We start from the raw sequence: 18,289 nt of genomic DNA on the forward strand, positions 1-18,289 counted from the left end.
AACCTACGCTTTTTTAAATAATTTGCTTTTTAAATTTTCAAACATACTCGTTTGTGAAAGTAGAGTAAAGACAAACACGATCGATAAAATTAGTGTAATTGGTGTATTGACGAAACCGAATAAAAAGTCACTTGCGCCTTCAGAACTCATATAAGCTCGTCTAAACGATGTGTCAACGAGTGGGCCGAGAATGATTCCAAGAACGAGCGGGGCGACTGGGAAGTTGTTCAGTTTCATAAAAAATCCAACGATTCCAAATCCTAACATCCAATACACATCTGTAATACTATTGTTTAACGAGTAAGAGCCGATTATTGTGATAACTGCAATAATAGGGAGTAAAATTTGCTTCGGTACGGTAACAACTCGAATGAATATGGTGACAACAAGTAATCCAAAAATGAGTAAGAAAATATTCGCTAACGCGGATGAGCCGACCATCATCCAAAATAGGTCACCACTTTGTTCCATTAATAATGGCCCAGGTTGAAGTCCGTGAATAAATAATGCTCCGATAAAAATTGCTGTAACCGCATCTCCCGGGATACCGAGCGTTAATAGTGGGATTAGTGCTCCACCGATTGCTCCACTATTTGCAGCTTCTGGTGCGATAACACCATCATAGGATCCTTCCCCAAATGGTCGGTTCGTCTTTTTAACCGTTCGTTTTGCATGGTCATACCCTAATAAAGCAGCGATTTCTCCCCCGGCACCAGGTAGGGCACCAATGAAAACACCCATAATGGAAACACGTAAAGACATTGGCAAAAATTTTAAGAAAAAAGCAATTGTCGGAAAGGCAGTTTTCTTTAAAATCGCATTTATCCCTTGTTTATTAACCGTTCTCATTTGGAATAAAATTTCCGACATCCCGAATAAACCGAGTAAAGCTACAACAAAATTCACGCCACTCATTAATTGTAAAGAACCGAAAGTAAATCTGGTACCGCCGCCGATTGTATCCATTCCGACCAGTCCGACTAAAATTCCAGCACCTGCAGCAAATATTCCTTTTGCTGTTGCTCCTTTACTAAGACTTCCGACTAATAGTAATCCGAGTAAGGCAAGTAACAAATAATCACGCTGTCCAAAATTAATCGCAATCTTTGCAATAAGCGGTGCCGTTGTTCCTAAAATAATAACCCCGATCATCCCACCGACAAAAGAGAACACTGTTGTAAGAGTCAGTGCCATTTTCGCTTCTCCCTTTTGAGCTAACGGATAACCGTCAAAGGAAGTTGCAACGTTCGATGGACCACCTGGCATATTAATTAAAATCGCAGCTCGTGAACCACCAAATACACCACCATAATATACCCCTAACATAATCGCCAATGCATCAAGAAGATCCCATGAATAAGTAAGGGATAGTACTAGCGCAATACATAATGTTACAGATAGACCTGGAATCGCTCCAAGAATAATTCCGACAAACGTACCCGCTGCAACATAAAATAATAACTTAATATCTAATAATGGAATAAGTAATTGTTGAATGACTTCCATAATAAACGCTCCTTACGGAAAAATAATATGAAATAATTTTGAAAATACTAAATCAATAACGATAATACTAACAATAGAAACGATAAGATTTGTTTTCCAAGAAACGCCTCTTAAAAAAAACATGCTCACCGATAAGAAAATAAATGTTGCTACGATAAATGGAATGAAGGATAGTAATAAAACGTATATAATAATCATTATAAAATAAGTTAAGATTAAACTATATTGCCTCATTGTCATTTCTGTATTTTCATAGTCAGGTGTTTCTGCTTCAGCTTCTATTACTTTGTGATGTGTTTCGGACATTTCCACTTTCAATTTCATTCGTTCTTGAAAGAGAACAGTTATTCCAGTGATCATCATTACAAATGCAATTAATGCTGGAAGAAAACTACCACCTGCAGGGTCAGTAATAGAGGCCTTTTCCATCGTGAATGCTTGACTTAAAAACACAAGACTGACGATGATCATAATTACTCCAGGAGCAAATGCTCTTACCTTTTGCATTTTCTAAATCCTCCTTTTGATTCAAATACTTTTTAAAAAATGCTCTTAATAGAGGTTGTAAAGGTATAAAACAAAGGAGAGCTCGCGAGATGCGAGCTTTCCAAGTAAAACTAAAACTTCAACCTATTCTGCAACTTTCGGGATATCAAATTCCTCTGGTGATTTTACTGTTTCACCAGCTTCATATAACATCCATGCAGCAGTAGAACGGTTTTGATCAACATAATCCATTGCTTCTTGTCCACTAATGTTCATGTATTCCATACCTAAGTTTGCTAATGTAGCTTTAAATTCATCTGTTTCAATAGCAGCTTGGAAAGATTCCGAGAGCTTTTCCACCACATCGGCTGGTGTGTCTTTATGTGCAAATACGGCTTGGAATGGTCCCCAAGGTAGATATTTATTAATTTCTGGATAAGCGTCTGTGATTGCTGGCACATCCGGTAATGCATCGATTGGTTCATTGTTCACAACTGCTAACATGCGGAAGTCACCAGATTCTACATAATCTTGTGCAGCCGAGACCGTTACTGAGGTAACATCAACTTCGCCACCTAAAAGAGCAGTTGTTACTGGTCCTTCACCATCGTATGGAACGGTTTTAAACTCAGAGCCAAGTTCATTTTGCAACATGGCGAGAACAACATTTGGAAGTCCACCTTCACCAGTTGTCCCAAAAATAAGATCATTCGGTTTATTTAGTGCAAAATCAACTAAATCTTCAATCGTTTCAAATGGTGAATCCTCTTTTACGATGATTCCTGCATAACTATTGGCGATAACAGATATTGGTACAAAATCTTCTTGATAACTACGATCCGAAATATCCAACACTTGATAAAGGTTCGGATTTTCAGCACCGAATAATAATGTGTGCCCATCGGCAGGTCGATCGTATACATCTTGTGTTGCGATTGCCCCTGCAGCACCTGCTTTATTTTGCATAACGAGTGAGCCATCAATTTCGTCTTCTACGATTGGAGCGAGTGTTCTTGCAATAATATCTGTCGCTCCTCCTTCACCCCACATGATGATCCCATCAATGTTTTTCTCAGGGAATGAATCTGCCGCTCCATTGCCCTCGCCTGAAGACGCTGAATTAGCATTACCACTATTTGAGCTACAGGCAGATAAAACTAAAATGATTATTGCGAAAATTGGCAGTGTTATTTTAAATAGTTTTTTCTTCATGTTGTCTCCCCCTTTGTTTAGCAGTTAAGAAAAGTATAACTACTATCTTACTGCTCACTGGCTAAAAGTGCGACGTCCTGGGACTGGGACTGCGCTTACTCGTCCCATCGAAGAGCATTTGCACTTTCGTTCGTCTCACCGTAAAGATTTGTCTCAGGCGCCAGTACTAGCACGTCAATCACTCGTAAGGCTACTAAAGCATTCACCCAAAGGCATGGCGAATGCCAAGTTTTCTAATGTTTTTACGTTAAAATTAGAAGAGTGCTACAATTTCGCTTTCTTTATTCGCCAACTTTTGGAATACCGAGTTCTTCTGGAGAAATTTCTGTTTCACCAGCATCATACAGCATCCAAGTTGAAGTTGATTGGTTTGCTTTTACAAATTCTACCGCTTCTTCACCGTGTAAATTTAACGGATCTACACCCAAACTAGTAAGTTTTTCAATAAATTCTTCATCATTTTGTGCAGCTTCAAAGGCATCACTTAATTTTTGAACAACTTCATCTGGGGTATCTTTATGTGCAAAAATTCCTTGAAACGGTCCCCACGGCAAATATTGATCAAACTGTTCATAAATATCTGTAATCGGCGGTACATCTGGAATCGAGTCTAATGAACTATTGTTTAGTACAGCTAACATTTTAAAATCGCCTGACTCTACATATTCTTGAGCAGCAGAAACTGCAAGTACTGTAACATCAATTTCATTTCCGAGCAATGCGACAGCTAGTGGACCATCTCCGTCATATGGAATGAGGTTAAAGTCTGTGTCAAGTTCACTTTTTAACATCGCACTTGCTACATGTGGAAGACCACCTTCACCTGATGTCCCCATTTTAAGCTTTCCAGCGTTCTTGCTAGCATAATCTACTAATTCTTCTAAAGTATCAAACTCAGAATCTTTATTTACTACTATACCCGCATAACTTTGTCCAATAATGGAAACTGGAACGAAATCATTTACGTAATCCCTTTCAGAAATGCCTAATAATTGATAAAGGTTCGGGTTTTCTGCTCCGAATAATAATGTATATCCGTCTGCCGGCTGATCATAAACATACTGGGCACCGATTGCTCCACTTGCGCCAGTTTTGTTTTGCATAACTAAGGAAGCGCCAACTTCATCTTCCGCAATGGAAGCTAGAGTTCTTGAAATAATATCAGTCGCCCCACCTTCCCCCCACTGAATGACACCATTTATATCTTTTTCAGGGAATGAAGTAGCTTCATCATCATTTGTTGGGCTTGCTTCATCAGCACCCTTGTCCCCTCCGCCACCACAAGCTGCTAGAGCGAGGACAGCTAGTAAACTACCAAAAACGCATAACTTCTTCAAAAACGAATTCATTATTTGTTTCTTCCTTTCTAGTTATTATAGTTGATTATTTGTAAAACGATAAGAGAAAACTGCTGGAAAATCCACCACCTTTATATGATTTTTATGCAAACGGTTACTTTATAGCGTTAAAATTCCATTCAGTGGAACAGGTTTACCTTTAATGGAATTGATTGATAAAAGAATTCTAACATAAAAAAAGAAAGCTGTCACCTGAAATTTAAAAAAACTTCGTGAATTTGTCGGAACATTTAAAAATTACTTAGAGAATATGGGGGAACTTTAGCGTAAAATTGTGTGTGAGTGAATTTTTGATATTAAAATATTGAAAAATCGGTAGAAATGTTTTAAACTAAAATTATAGTTCTGTTGTATAGAACTGAATTCCATTTAGGGGGTTCAGGAAGGGGTTTTAGTGATGACAGAAAATAATCCGCAAATTATTCGCTCAGTCCAACGAGCGATTGATGTTCTCAATTGTTTTAGTGAAGAAAAATCAGAATTAACATTAACGGAAATTTCTATTGTAACCGGTTTAGCAAAGTCGACAACGACGAGAATACTTGCAACATTAGAGGAAAATAGATTTGTAGAAAAAGAAGCTTCTACTGGAAAATATCGACTAGGTAGACAGCTTTATTTTCTAGGCCATCGCGCCGGACGTTCCATCGAACTAAAAGAAGTAGCAAAAGAAACGATGATTCGCTTGCGGGATCAGTTGAAAGAAACAGTAAATTTATATGTTAGAGAAGGCGAACATCGTGTTTGTGTACAGCAGTATGAAAGTTTGCAATCTGTAAAACATATGATTCAAATCGGCCAACATCTCCCACTAACAGTTGGTGCGAGTGGAAAAGTATTGCTCGCATATGAACCGAAAAAATTTATCGAAGAGATTATGGAAAAGCAAGTAATGGTGAAAAGTAAAGTCGCCTTACTTTCCGAACTCAATATGATCACCGTCGAAAAATATGCGGAGAGTATTGAAGAAAGAGAAACCGGAACCTCAGCAGCGGCCGCACCAATTTTTAATATTCACGGCGAAGCGATTGCCGCACTATCATTATCAGGTCCCGCACAACGATTTAACCCAAGTAAAGTCCCGGATTTAAAAACAATTTTAGTCGCCAGCGCTTTGGAAATTTCAAACCATATGGGCTTTACGTTGTGAGACGTTATCGGCACATGTTGTGGTGAAACGGCACATATTAGGCTGCAATCGGCACATGTTGCGAAGAAACGGCACATGTCGCGAAGAAACGGCACATATAAGGTTGCAATCGGCACATGTTGCGAAAAAACGGCACATATCAAGTTCCAATCGGCACATGTCAATCAGAAATGGCGCATGTTCAGTTGTAGTTCCACAAATTGTGTTAGATTGGTGCATATTAATATTAATCGTGTAATCAATGATGGGATGAAATCCTCTCCCATTCATTTTTCTATAAGTTTTAGATCGATCTATTATATGGAGGGAATTAGTATGACAGCTAAGAGTTTTGGTCCGCTAACGGGGGTAAAAATTCTCGATATTTCAACGATGATTGCGGCACCGTTTGGGGCAACATTGCTCGCGGACTTCGGTGCAGAAGTAATTAAAATTGAACTACCAGGAAAAGGGGACACACTGCGAACGGTTGGTCCGTGGAAGGGTGAGGAGGCGCTTCGTTGGCCGGGGCTTGCGCGTAATAAAAAGTCGCTCACGCTTGATATCCGCACAGATGAGGGGAAAAAGATTTTTAAAAAACTTATTACACAATCTGATATATTAATAGAAAACTTCCGTCCAGGTACATTGGAAAAGTGGGGACTGGGCTACGAGGAATTGAAAAAAGAGAACCCTGAACTTGTGATGGTGCGTGTTTCTGGGTATGGACAAACGGGACCTTATCGTGAAAAAGCAGGTTTTGGTACTCCGGGAACGGCGTTTAGCGGGCATACGGCAATACAAGGTTACAAAGATCGTCCGCCTGTCAGTCCATCTTACTCGTTGCTTGATTATATTACTGGTGTTTATGTGGCGTTCGCGGCAGTGGGCGCACTTTATCACCGTGATACGGGTGAGGAAGGTGAAGGGCAAGTCGTTGAGATGGGTCTCTATGAATCTATTTTCCGGATGCTCGAGTTTTTAATCGCTGAATATGATCAAAATAAAGTCGTGCGCGAAAGATCGCCGGGACTTTCAGGTCACTCAAGTCCTGCGGGAACATATGAAACGAAAGACGGAAAATTTGTTGTACTCGTTTGTAGTACTGATTCCACATTCGACCGCCTTGCAAAAGCGATGGGTCGCGAAGATATGTTAGAAGATGATCGTTATTATACAAATGCAGTTCGTCTGAAAAATGATGATGAAGTGCAAGAGATTGTCTCCAGTTTTATCAAGCTATACACACAAAAAGATTTAACAGCAAAACTCGATGAAGCAGGTGTGCCAGTTAGCCCAATTTATACGATTGAAGATATTTTCAATGATCCACAGTATAAAGCACGGGAAAATATTGTCGAAGTTGAGCATCCTCGTCTTGGAAAAGTGAAAGTGCCAGGAATTGTGCCGAAGTTTTCTAAAACTCCTGGAGCAATTCGTCACCGAGCACCTGAACTTGGTGAGCATAATGACGAGATTTTGGGCGACGCACTCGGACTTTCGGAAGAGGAAATCGCGGGACTAAAAGAACAGGGAGTGATTTAAATGGAAAAAAAATTAACCTTACCAGAGCGGGTAACGATATGTGAAGTGGCACCACGGGATGGTTTTCAGTCGATTAACGAATTTATCCCAACAGAAAATAAGCTAGAAATTATCCGAAAATTAGCTGCAACTGGAATTACGTCGCTTGAAATTACTTCATTCGTGCATCCTCGTGCAATTCCGCAGTTAAAGGATGCGGAAGAAGTGGTACGTACGGTCATCAATGAGCTTGACGGGATCGATGTGCGTGCGCTCGTTCCGAATTTACGAGGAGCAGAGCGGGCATTTGGTGCAGGCGTCAGGAAATTAAAAACAATGCTCTCGGCGACAGATTCTCATAGCCTGTCGAATGCAAATGCGACTGTTAAGGATTCACAGGAAAAACAGGCGCCTATTTTTGAGTATGTAGCTCGGGAAAATATCGAGGTAATGGGCTCTATTTCTGTAGCGTTTGGTTGTCCGTTTGAAGGATTGGTGCCAGTTGAACGATTAGTCGAGATCGTCGGTCGCTACGATGCAGCCGACGTCCGGGAAATCTCTCTTGCGGATACAACAGGCATGGCACAGCCGAAACAAGTATTTGATACGCTGGAAGTTTTAAAAACAGAATTTCCACATATAACCTATTCGATGCATTTTCATAATACACGCGGCATGGCGCTTGCGAACACATTGGCAGCATTGCAACAAGGTGTGACGCTTTATGACAGCTCCATCGCGGGGCTAGGCGGTTGTCCGTATGCTCCAGGCGCGACTGGAAACGTTTCGACTGAAGATCTAGCACATATGCTTGCCGAAATGGATATTGAAACGGGAACGGATTTGGAGGCGCTGATTGCAGCGGCAAAAGATGTGCGTGATTTGCTTGGTGTTCCGGGTGATAGTTATATGCTAAAAGCGGGACCATCCTGCCGTTTACATGAAGAAGCGCCGACCGGCCAAAAGAAAGTAAAATAGAAATCTACATCAAAGCTTTTCCCTCAATCCAAGGGGAAGGCTTTTTTAATTTCCTACAAAATACAATTATTGTAATTCCATCTTCTATGATATAATACACTCTAAATGAAGGCACTTTTAAAACGCTCGGAGATAAAGGGGGGTGAAGTTATGTTGAATGTTTCACGCGAGAAAATTCATCCGTTGTTTTCAATATCTATTGATCCGTTAGAAAAAAACTGGGAAGAAAAAATAACACAAAGCAAAGATCCGTTCGTTTTTTTGGAAAGAAATGGCGAGCTTTATGCGTATGTGTTTATCGGTAATATGAAGGAAGACATCACGCTTGATATGATAACATCCAATGCCAGTTCGCTTGATATGGTTGGGGTGTTAAAAGATGAAGAGTCCGTTTCCGCTCCTTTTCTTTTTCAAACACTCGGCGATCCAATTGCACTTGTAAAGAACAATGAGGAATACATTGGATACATACGCAGAGAGGATTTGTTAATCGAACTGCTTCGGGAAGAGGACAATCATACGAATTTGTTGAAAATCATGCTTGCCTCAATTCCGATGGGGATATTTATCGTCAATACGGAAAGAAAAATTATCAACTGTAATGAAGCGGGCATACGAATGATAAAGTCAACGTATGACGACGTAATGTTTATAGATGCTGAAAAAATTTTTGATCCAGAAAAAATCGAGAAGACATTTGCGACATCGAAAGCAATGCTTAACCAGATACATGTAACAGATGATTTGGGAGTTTTATTTGATTATAACCCCATTGTGGATGCGAACGGTCAGTTGGAAGGGCTTATGATCATTGTTCAGGATTTGCCAAAAGTGGAAGAAATGGCGATGGAAATTCAATATGTAAAAGATTTAAATGCTGATTTGAATGCAATTTTAACTTCGATGTACGATGAATTATTAGTTGTTGATCAAGAAGGGATTATTCTGCGTTATAGTGATAATTTTATTTCAGACTTTGCAGGGACAAATGTAAAAGAACTTATTGGAAAAAGTATTTTTGATCTGGAGAGCAATAGTGATATAGGTGCATCGGTAGCCGATCTTGTTATAAAAAGGGAAAAGAAAGCCTCGATTGTCCAAGAACGAAATGGAAAAAATGTAATGGCGATTGGAAATCCTGTTTTTAATGAAAAGGGTGAGTTGTATCGGGTCGTCATTGCAACGAGAGATATTACCGAAACTACTAAACTGAAAAATGAACTCGATGCAACGAAAAGACTAACCAAAGAATACGAGAAACAGATAGAAAATTTAAAGCGCAAAGAAAAGTTTGGAAAAAAGATTATTTATAGCAGTTTAAAAATGGAACGGATCATGATGAAAATCGAAAAATTGGCAGAGTTTCATTCGACTGTTATGATTTTGGGCGAGTCGGGAGTAGGGAAAGATTTAATTGCAGAAGTTATTCATCAGCACGGAAAAAGGGCAGATAAGCCATTTTTAGCACTAAACTGTGGTGCAATTCCAGAAGAGTTGTTGGAAAGTGAGCTTTTCGGATATGTAAAAGGTGCGTTTACCGGCGCAGATAATGAAGGAAAAGTTGGATATTTTGAGCAAGCACATCAAGGCGTTTTGTTTTTAGATGAAATTAGCGAATTGCCACAACGTCTGCAAGTAAAATTATTACGTGTCCTTCAGGAAAAAGAAATTACACGTGTCGGGAGTACACAAACGATTCCAATCGACGTGCAAATTATCACTGCGACAAATAAAGATTTAAAAGAACTTGTAAAAACAGGACAATTCAGAGAAGATTTATTTTACCGGATCAATGTTATCCCAATAACAATTCCACCGTTACGTGAAAGGTCTGAAGATATTCCACTGTTGGCTTACCATTTTATTGAGCGTTTAAATGAACAATATGAAAAAAATTATCATCTTTCCCCAGAGGCGTTAAGTTTATTAGAAGCATATGCTTGGCCAGGAAATGTTAGGGAGTTACAAAACTTAATGGAGCGTCTCGTTGTTTTTGCAGATGAGGACGTGATTACAGCTGACTTTATCAGTCCGTTTATGCATTTTGGTCAAGCAAGGCAATCGAAGCCTGTCATTACAGAAGTTTTGCCATTACATGAAGCGAAAGAATGGATTGAAGAACAGTTGATTACATTAGCGATGGAAAAATATAAAACGACAACAGAAGCAGCGAAAGCCTTACAAATCAATCAATCGACGGTAAGTAGGAAGTATAAACGAATCATGGAAAAGAAAGAGATTTTAGAAGTGACATAGGCTTTATGCAGGACCCTTGTCGAAATTTGTTATTTTTAATCTAGGTAGTTGATAAACTGCCGCGTATGCGCTAAGTTGATTTCCGCTCCGGGCAGTCGCTTTCCGTGGGCACGGCTTCAGCCTCCTTGCCCCGACAAGGGGTATGCCGACGTTGTCCGCAAAGGACGCTTTTAGTCGGCCATCATTAAACCACCGCTGCGGGGTTTTCAGACACGTGGGACTGCAGCTGCCTTCGTCCCATTGAAGAGCATTTGCTTTTCCAGCAGGAGTCGACTGCCCTCCGCTCCAATCAACCATCACGAATGGCATTGTATGGCTTCATCAAGCAATAAACAGTCGTGAATAGTTGCAATTCACCATCCCAGCGAAGGAAATACACGGAGACTCCTGCGGGAGGAAAGGCATCGGTGAGACCCTGCCCCGGCAAGGGGTATGCAGACGTTGCCCGTAAAGGGCGGTTTTAGTCTGCCCTCCTTAATATACTCGAGGAGGCTCAACAACCGCCCGCGGAAAGCGTAGTGTATTTCCGTAGCGGTAAGATAATTACCATTCCAAGATACGCAGAAAGCAACAAACTTTTTAGAAAACAGACTTATGCAAAATGGAATACATTATGCAACCTGTCATAAAAATGTCTTACTGAATAATATTTGAAATTCAATTATTTTAAAATGAAAACATAGCCACGACAGCGATTTCTATACTACCAAGTATAATAATCACTGTTTTTTTCATATTGGCATATAAATTGCAATAAAATATTAGTAACAACTATATGATGAATAGGCAGGAGGAGATATGCATGAAAGAACAGACGATGACAGATTCGAAAATAAAAGAATTAATTGAACTAGATAAAAAACATTTTATTCACCCAGCTTCCAATCCGAAAGAAGTTTCAACACAAGGACCAGGCGTCATTTTCTCTGAAGGAAAGGGTGTTTACGCTACTAATTTAATTGATGGAAAAGAATACATGGATGGTATGTCGATGCTTTGGAATGTGAATGTTGGGCATGGTCAGCAGGAACTCGTTGATGCTGGTAAAGAGCAAATGGAAAAAATTGCGTACAGTTCTGCCTTCAAAGGTTTTTCAAATGAACCGGCGATTCGACTTGCTGCAAAATTAGCGGAGCTTGCTCCAGGCGATTTAAATGCTGTATTTTTTACCTCAGGAGGGTCTGAGTCGAATGATACGGCAATTAAATTATCGAGATTTTATTGGGGGCTAAAAGGAAAACCGAAGAAGCGAAACTTTATCGCTTTAGGTAGTGCATATCACGGGGTAACATTAGCGGCGCAAACGGCTACAGGGATTCCAGCGTTCCATGAATTTGCGGGTTCATTTATTGACGGAGTGTTCCACGCGCTTCCACATCAATTAGAATGTGAATTAGGAGATAAGGAACATCCGAATTATGCGGAATCCATTCGTGGGATTATTGAGCGTGAAGGCGACGACACGATTGCGGGAATTATTCTTGAGCCAGTGCAAGGCGCCGGAGGAGTGAATATTCCCCCAGAAGGATATATGCAAGCCGTTCGAAAAATTTGCGATGAATATGACATCTTAATGATGGCGGATGAAGTTATTTGCGGATTTGCCCGAACGGGAAAAATGTTTGGTGTTGAAAATTGGGATATTGTACCGGATATGATGTCGATTGCCAAAGGGATAACAAGTGGGTACGCCCAGCTCGGCGGCGTAATGGTAAACGATGAGATCAAGGCTACGATTGATGGCTATGAAGCGGTAATGGCACATGGTTTTACATATAGTGCACATGCAACAGCTTGTGCGGTTGGACTGAAGAACATTGAATTAATGGAACGTGAAAAAATGCTAGAAAATGTACAACAGATGGAATTGGAACTAAAAAAGGGGCTTGACTTTTTAGCGGAAAGGCATCCGGTTGTGACGAACACACGCTGTATCGGTTTACTCGCTGCTTTTGAGCTGTATGAAGATCCGGCGACCGGAACAATGTTTGGAGAAAATGTATTTCCAGCGAATAGAGTAGTTGATGAATGTTTTGACAGACAACTGATTTTAAGAGCGCTCGGTGCCCATAATCACATTGTCGCAATCGCACCACCTCTGATTATTACGAAAGAAGAAGTGGAAGAGATGATTGACATAATCGATCAAGCGTTAACTGCTTTTGAAAAAAGTCTTGCCTAAATAACGAAAGCGTTTTATTAGAGAGAAGGAGGATTACCAATGCTATATATTAATGGGGAATGGATTACAGATGGTAACAAAATGGACGTTATCAATCCAGCTACCGGAAAAGTGATTGATTCGGTAACGATAGGTGGTAGGGAGGAAACGAAGGAAGCAATTACTCATGCGACAGAGGCTTTTAAAACGTGGAAAAACATACCTGGGGCGAAAAGAGGTCGTTATTTAGCTACTGTTGTTAAGTTGATGCGGGAAAAGCGAGAAATTTTAGCTGAAACGATTACGAGGGAAAACGGGAAACCATTTTCTGATGCACGTGGTGAAGTAAGGAGCGCGATTGATTATTTGGAATGGTATGCGGAGGAGGCGAAACGATTATACGGGGATACACTTCCTGCCTCACAAGTCGACAAACATCTCATGGTGCTAAGGGAACCGATCGGGGTTAGTGCAGCGATTACGCCATGGAACTTTCCACTGTCGATGATTACGAGAAAAATAGCTCCAGCACTTGCTGCCGGATGTACCGTTGTGTTAAAACCTGCTTCACAAACTCCTTTATCCGCAATTAAAGTGTTTGAATGTTTTCATGAGGCGGGGATTCCTAAAGGGGTTGTGAATCTCGTCATTGGGCCAGCAGAAGAAATCGGCAAAGAAATGACGAGTAATCCGGACGTTCGAAAACTTACGTTTACCGGCTCAACCGCTATTGGTAAAAAATTGATGCGTGATGCCGCCGATACGGTCAAAAAAGTATCGATGGAACTTGGTGGGCATGCACCATTTATTGTATTTGAAGATGCGGATATTGATGAAGCGGTAACAGGAGTCCTGTTAACAAAATTTAAAAACAGTGGGCAAACATGTATCAGTACTAATCGAATATATGTGGCTGAAAGTATTGTTGAAGAATTTGGTAAAAGGTTAGCACAGAAAACGGCTGAATTAAGAATTGGCAATGGTATGGAAGATGGAGTAGATGTCGGGCCGGTCATTAATAAAGGTGCAATGGAAAAAATTGCAGCGCAAGTAGAAGACGCTGTGAAAAATAATGGAAAAATTCTTCAAGGCGGAAATATACATAAGCCGGAAGAAGGGAGCGGATATTTTTATGAACCAACCGTCATCCAATATGCAACAGAGGAAATGCAAATTGCAACAGAGGAAACATTTGGACCAGTCGCACCGATTTTCCCATTTAGTTCCGAAGAAGAAGTGATAGAAAAGGCAAACCATAAACAGTACGGACTTGCTGCTTATTGTTATACAAAAGATATGGGGTGCGGGTTGCGGATGATGAAAGCATTAGAATACGGAATCGTCGGAATTAATGATCCGGCACCAATAGTCATTCAAGCACCGTTTGGTGGAGTGAAAGAAAGTGGAATTGGAAAAGAAGGCGGGAAGTATGGCCTTGAAGAATATATGGAGGAAAAATTTGTTTCAATTGGAATGAAGTAATAATTGGGCTGTTTTTCTATGACAGCTCTTTTAGTTTCATGCAGAGAAAGGGGGATCTAGCATGTCATCTTTAGACATAAACAAAACCGAAAAAGAAGGGCTCGTTCGACAAATCAAACATGAGGATTTGAAAGAAGTCGCAGCATTGTCTTACCGCTGTTTTGGATCAGGAATGTCATTGAATCATGAACAGATAGAAAGTCAGGTAAACATATTCCCGCGCGGCCAAGTATGTATCGAATATGATGGAAAAATTGTCGGCTGTGCATTAAGTTTAATCATAAATTACGATGATTACGGTGAAGACCATACATACGATGAAATTTCGGGAGATGGCTATATTCATAATCATAATCCAAACGGCGCCAATTTGTATGGAATTGAAGTTGGAGTAGATCCCAATTACCGAAAGATGAACTTCGGCAAAAAGCTATATGAGGAACGAAGACGAATCTGTAAAGAACATAATTTAAAAAGCATTATCATCGGTGGTCGGATGCCGAATTACCATCAGTATGCGACACAGATGAGTGCAGAAGACTATGCCAATGCAGTAATGAGAGATGAAATTTTTGACCCAGTACTAACCTTTCAAAAACAAAACGGTTTCTCGTTAAAAAATGTAATCCCAAATTATTTACCTGATGACGAAGAATCGCTATATTATGCCGCTTGTTTGGAATGGGTGAATAGCGATTACGTGGTGAAGTAACAGTACGCCACGTGTTTTCGGGTGTTATATTAACCTAAGTTCCCGGAATTTATAACGAGTTCAATTTGAAAATGCTGTAATATCAAGGTCTCGTCGTAAATTTGTTCATGAATCCATCGTTATACTTTAAACATTTGTAATGATGGAACTATCCAGTATTTACGCGGGGGTTCGAAGTTTCTCGTTACACAATCCGGGAATCCAGGATATTAAGGGAAAATTGTCAACTGTTACATTGACAAAATGTAAAGTTATTCTGAAATTTTTTTAACAGATCAGAAACCAGCATGGCTTCGCATAGCGTAGCCACCATCTATCATGAAAATAGATTGTTTTCATACAAAAGTATAAAACTTCCTTATCTGCATAAGTGCAACTAAGGCATTCGACATAACTAGGCGATAAGCTAAGTTTTCAAAACAATTGAACGAATGATTTTAATGTAGTAAAAGTTATAATAAGTAGTCGATTATAAACTTACAAGTATTTCCCTTTAAAAATGATTACGCTTACAAAAATCTATATGATTACTTTGACATTAACTAAGGGACAGGGGGATTTAAGGTGGCAGAAACAATTGTACGTTTAGAAAATATTACGAAAAGTTTTGGAGATATGCATGCAGTCAATGATGTCAGTCTTGATATTAAGACTGGGGAATTTTTAACATTATTAGGTCCTTCCGGGTGTGGAAAGACGACAACGCTAAGAATGATTGCAGGGTTTGAACAACCGACCACAGGAAATGTCTGGATCAGTGATAAAAAGGTAAATAATGTCGAACCATACAATCGTGAAGTGAATACAGTATTTCAAAATTATTCCTTGTTTCCCCATATGAATGTATTTGATAATATTGCATTCGGTTTGAAAATGAAGAAAATCAAGAAAAATGAGATCAATGAAAGAGTAATGAAAGTTTTAAAACTTGTTCAATTAGAAAGCCATAAGACCCGAAAGCCAGAGCAACTCAGTGGTGGTCAGCAACAAAGAATTGCTATTGCACGAGCCGTCGTTAATAATCCTCAAGTCTTATTGCTAGACGAACCGCTCGGAGCACTCGATTTAAAGCTCCGTAAACAAATGCAACTGGAGCTCAAGCATTTGCAACAAACCCTCGGAATTACATTTATTTATGTCACACATGACCAAGAAGAAGCACTGACAATGTCCGACAGAATTGTCGTCATGAATAATGGGAAAATTGAACAGGCGGATATTCCTCATAAAATATATGAAACTCCTAAAACATTGTTTGTTGCTAATTTTATTGGTGATACAAATATTTTAGAAGGTGTTGTAACGAATAGTGATAATGACGATGTAAAAGTTCAATTAGGGAATGAAACGTTACTTGCAAAAAATGATGGATCGTTACAGACAGGGCAAGAGGTTCAAGTGTCCATCAGACCGGAAAATATTTCATTTTGTACGGAAACAAATGAAGGTATGAAATTTGAAGTGACGGTAAAAGAGTTGATTTACATCGGTTCATTAACGAAAGTAGTTACTGAACTAGCAGATGGGCAAAAGCTACTTATTCAAAGTACAAATGGTTCAGATATTAAAGAAAATACAAAAAGATATGTAACTTGGAATAAAGAAGATTGCCTCGTATATCAAGGAGAAAATGAACAACAAGCTATAGTTCAATAAAAAGGGGCTGAGTTTATGAGAAGGAGTCTTGCAGTTACTATTTTTGGAATGGTGTTAATACTCGGATTAGTGGCGTGTTCGAACTCGAAACAAGCGGATGGAAAGGAGTCAGGGGTCGATGATTTAAGCGATGAACTAATCATTTTTAACTGGAGTGAATACATGCCAGATGAAATTATAGAAGGGTTTGAAGAAGAATTCGGCGTAGAAGTTGTCTATACTACATTTTCATCGAACCAAGAGATGTTAGCGAAAATTAAAAGTGGCACAGTTGCTTATGATCTTGCAGTACCTTCTGACTTTTACGTTAAAGTCACGAAAGAAGAAGGATTACTAAACAAAATAAACTTCGATAATATTCCAAACTTTGAACATATCGCAGATGAATGGAAAAGTCTAGACTCTGATCCGGATAATGAATATTCGGTTACGTATATGTATGGATTTGATGGGATCTTTTATAATAAGTCAAAAATAAATGAACCGCCTACAAGTTGGGGAGATTTATGGAATCCAGAATATAAAGGACATGTCGTTGTCATGGAGGCTGCAGATGAGATTAATGATATGTTACAGCAGTATTTAGGAAATGACATCAATGATCCAACGGTTGAACAAATCGAAGAAGGTGGGGAGAAGTTTAAAGAACTTGTTCCAAATATTTTATTGTTCTCTGAAACGCCAATAGCAGAGTTGGTAAGTGGCGAAGCGTGGATTGGTTATGGGTATTCAGGTGAAGCGGGTGTTGCTTATTTAGAAAATGAAGACATTGATTTTGTTTTACCAGAAGAAGGCGGGATTAGATGGACAGATAATATGGTAATTCCATCCACTGCACAAAACCAGGCAACTGCCGAAGCTTTCATTAATTATATGTTGCGACCAGAAGTAAGCAAACTTTTGTCTGAAGAGTTTCCTTATGGCAATCCAAATACAGCGGCTGTTGAACTTTTAGATGAAGATCATGCAAAAATTCCTGGCATTTCGCTCCCGCAAGAGCAAATTGAAAAATCAGAATGGGCTGTTGTACTAGATCCGGAGAGAACGCAAGTTGTTAACAAAGTCATTCAAGAAGCTAAAGTTGCAGGAGGTCATTAGAAAAATAAAAGCTTTCAAAAATTAAAGATAGCCTTTTATTCTCCGTTATCACTTTAAAATTATAAGCAGCTAGGATTCGTTACCTTAACAAACTAGGCTCTTTTCATAAGTTTTGTTGCTTTTGATTTTCGCAGTTGAAGTATACTGTGACGTAACGATTTATCACCGTTGGGGAAAAGTGACTCTACCTCCGCTCCGGAATGTGAGCCGATTAACAACATGCAGAGTCCAGATCTAAGATGTCGAGTCGATCTGCATGACGTCGAGTCTTTTTCCAACATGTCGAGTCGATCTGCAAGATGGGTAGTTTCGCTCTTAATCGTGCCCGTTTTAGGTGGGGGTCATGGAAAACGGGCATGTTTCGCTCTTAATCGTGACCATTTTGGGTAGGAGTCATGGAAACCGGGCATGTTTCGCCCTTAATCGTGCCCGTTTAGGGTGGGGGTCATGGAAAACGGGCAAGTTTCGCTCTTAATCGTGCCCGTTTTGGGTAAGAGTCATGGAAAACGGGCATGTTTTGATCTTAATCGTGCCCGTTTAGGTTGGGGATCATGGAAAACGGGCATGTTTCGGTCTTAATCGTGCCCGTTTTGAGTAAGAGTCATGGAAAACGGGCATGTTTCGGTCTTAATCGTGCCCGTTTTGAGTAAGAGTCATGGAAAACGGGCAAGTTTCGCACTTAATCGTGCCCGTTTAGGTTGGAGATCATGGAAAACGGGCAAGTTTCGCAC

Annotated in this window: 13 protein-coding genes; 9 read left to right on the top strand and 4 right to left on the bottom strand. The window is 39.8% G+C overall.

Features of this window, described 5'->3' with window-relative positions; genetic code table 11:
* Nucleotides 1-3: 3 nt before the first annotated feature.
* The 4 genes from SPD89_RS03030 to SPD89_RS03045 form a co-directional block, all read right to left on the bottom strand.
* Nucleotides 4-1,506 carry a tripartite tricarboxylate transporter permease gene (locus SPD89_RS03030; RefSeq protein WP_336260489.1) on the bottom strand — a complete coding sequence of 501 codons (1,503 nt, stop codon included), beginning with the start codon at nucleotides 1,504-1,506 and terminating at the stop codon, nucleotides 4-6.
* A gap of 12 nt (nucleotides 1,507-1,518) precedes the next feature.
* A complete protein-coding gene (locus SPD89_RS03035; protein ID WP_336260490.1) occupies nucleotides 1,519-2,013 on the bottom strand; it encodes a tripartite tricarboxylate transporter TctB family protein in 495 nt (164 codons plus the stop codon).
* Nucleotides 2,014-2,136: 123 nt separating this feature from the next.
* On the bottom strand, nucleotides 2,137-3,204 hold the full coding sequence (locus SPD89_RS03040; protein WP_336260491.1) for a Bug family tripartite tricarboxylate transporter substrate binding protein: 1,068 nt from the start codon (nucleotides 3,202-3,204) through the stop codon (nucleotides 2,137-2,139).
* Nucleotides 3,205-3,485: 281 nt separating this feature from the next.
* Nucleotides 3,486-4,553, bottom strand: coding sequence for a Bug family tripartite tricarboxylate transporter substrate binding protein (locus tag SPD89_RS03045; RefSeq protein ID WP_336260492.1), 1,068 nt, complete (start codon nucleotides 4,551-4,553; stop codon nucleotides 3,486-3,488).
* A gap of 406 nt (nucleotides 4,554-4,959) precedes the next feature.
* Between SPD89_RS03045 and SPD89_RS03050 the strand changes: the two genes are divergently transcribed.
* The 9 genes from SPD89_RS03050 to SPD89_RS03090 all read left to right on the top strand — a co-directional run bounded on the left by SPD89_RS03050 (nucleotide 4,960) and on the right by SPD89_RS03090 (nucleotide 17,558).
* Complete coding sequence (locus SPD89_RS03050; protein WP_336260493.1) at nucleotides 4,960-5,712, top strand: IclR family transcriptional regulator; 753 nt, start codon at nucleotides 4,960-4,962, stop codon at nucleotides 5,710-5,712.
* A 315-nt stretch (nucleotides 5,713-6,027) separates the two neighbouring features.
* The gene (locus SPD89_RS03055) at nucleotides 6,028-7,236 is read left to right on the top strand and encodes a CaiB/BaiF CoA transferase family protein (protein WP_336260494.1); all 1,209 of its coding nucleotides are present in this window, start codon (nucleotides 6,028-6,030) and stop codon (nucleotides 7,234-7,236) included.
* Nucleotides 7,237-8,193 (top strand): hydroxymethylglutaryl-CoA lyase, encoded by a 957-nt coding sequence (locus SPD89_RS03060; RefSeq protein WP_336260495.1) that lies wholly within the window; start codon nucleotides 7,237-7,239, stop codon nucleotides 8,191-8,193.
* 150 nt (nucleotides 8,194-8,343) lie between these two features.
* Nucleotides 8,344-10,449: a sigma 54-interacting transcriptional regulator gene (locus SPD89_RS03065; protein ID WP_336260496.1), complete on the top strand. Its 2,106-nt coding sequence runs from the start codon at nucleotides 8,344-8,346 to the stop codon at nucleotides 10,447-10,449.
* Nucleotides 10,450-11,251: 802 nt separating this feature from the next.
* On the top strand, nucleotides 11,252-12,631 hold the full coding sequence (locus tag SPD89_RS03070; RefSeq protein ID WP_336260497.1) for an aminotransferase family protein: 1,380 nt from the start codon (nucleotides 11,252-11,254) through the stop codon (nucleotides 12,629-12,631).
* A 39-nt stretch (nucleotides 12,632-12,670) separates the two neighbouring features.
* Nucleotides 12,671-14,092, top strand: a complete 1,422-nt coding sequence (locus tag SPD89_RS03075) for an NAD-dependent succinate-semialdehyde dehydrogenase (protein ID WP_336260498.1) — start codon at nucleotides 12,671-12,673, stop codon at nucleotides 14,090-14,092.
* Nucleotides 14,093-14,153: 61 nt separating this feature from the next.
* Complete coding sequence (locus SPD89_RS03080) at nucleotides 14,154-14,804, top strand: GNAT family N-acetyltransferase (protein WP_336260499.1); 651 nt, start codon at nucleotides 14,154-14,156, stop codon at nucleotides 14,802-14,804.
* Nucleotides 14,805-15,368: 564 nt separating this feature from the next.
* Entirely contained in the window at nucleotides 15,369-16,460 is a 1,092-nt protein-coding gene (locus SPD89_RS03085) for an ABC transporter ATP-binding protein (protein ID WP_336260500.1), read from the top strand.
* A gap of 15 nt (nucleotides 16,461-16,475) precedes the next feature.
* A complete protein-coding gene (locus tag SPD89_RS03090) occupies nucleotides 16,476-17,558 on the top strand; it encodes an ABC transporter substrate-binding protein (RefSeq protein ID WP_336260501.1) in 1,083 nt (360 codons plus the stop codon).
* The last annotated feature ends 731 nt before the right edge of the window (nucleotides 17,559-18,289 follow it).

Source organism: Pseudogracilibacillus sp. SO30301A (assembly GCF_037072025.1).
GTDB lineage: Bacteria > Bacillota > Bacilli > Bacillales > Amphibacillaceae > Pseudogracilibacillus.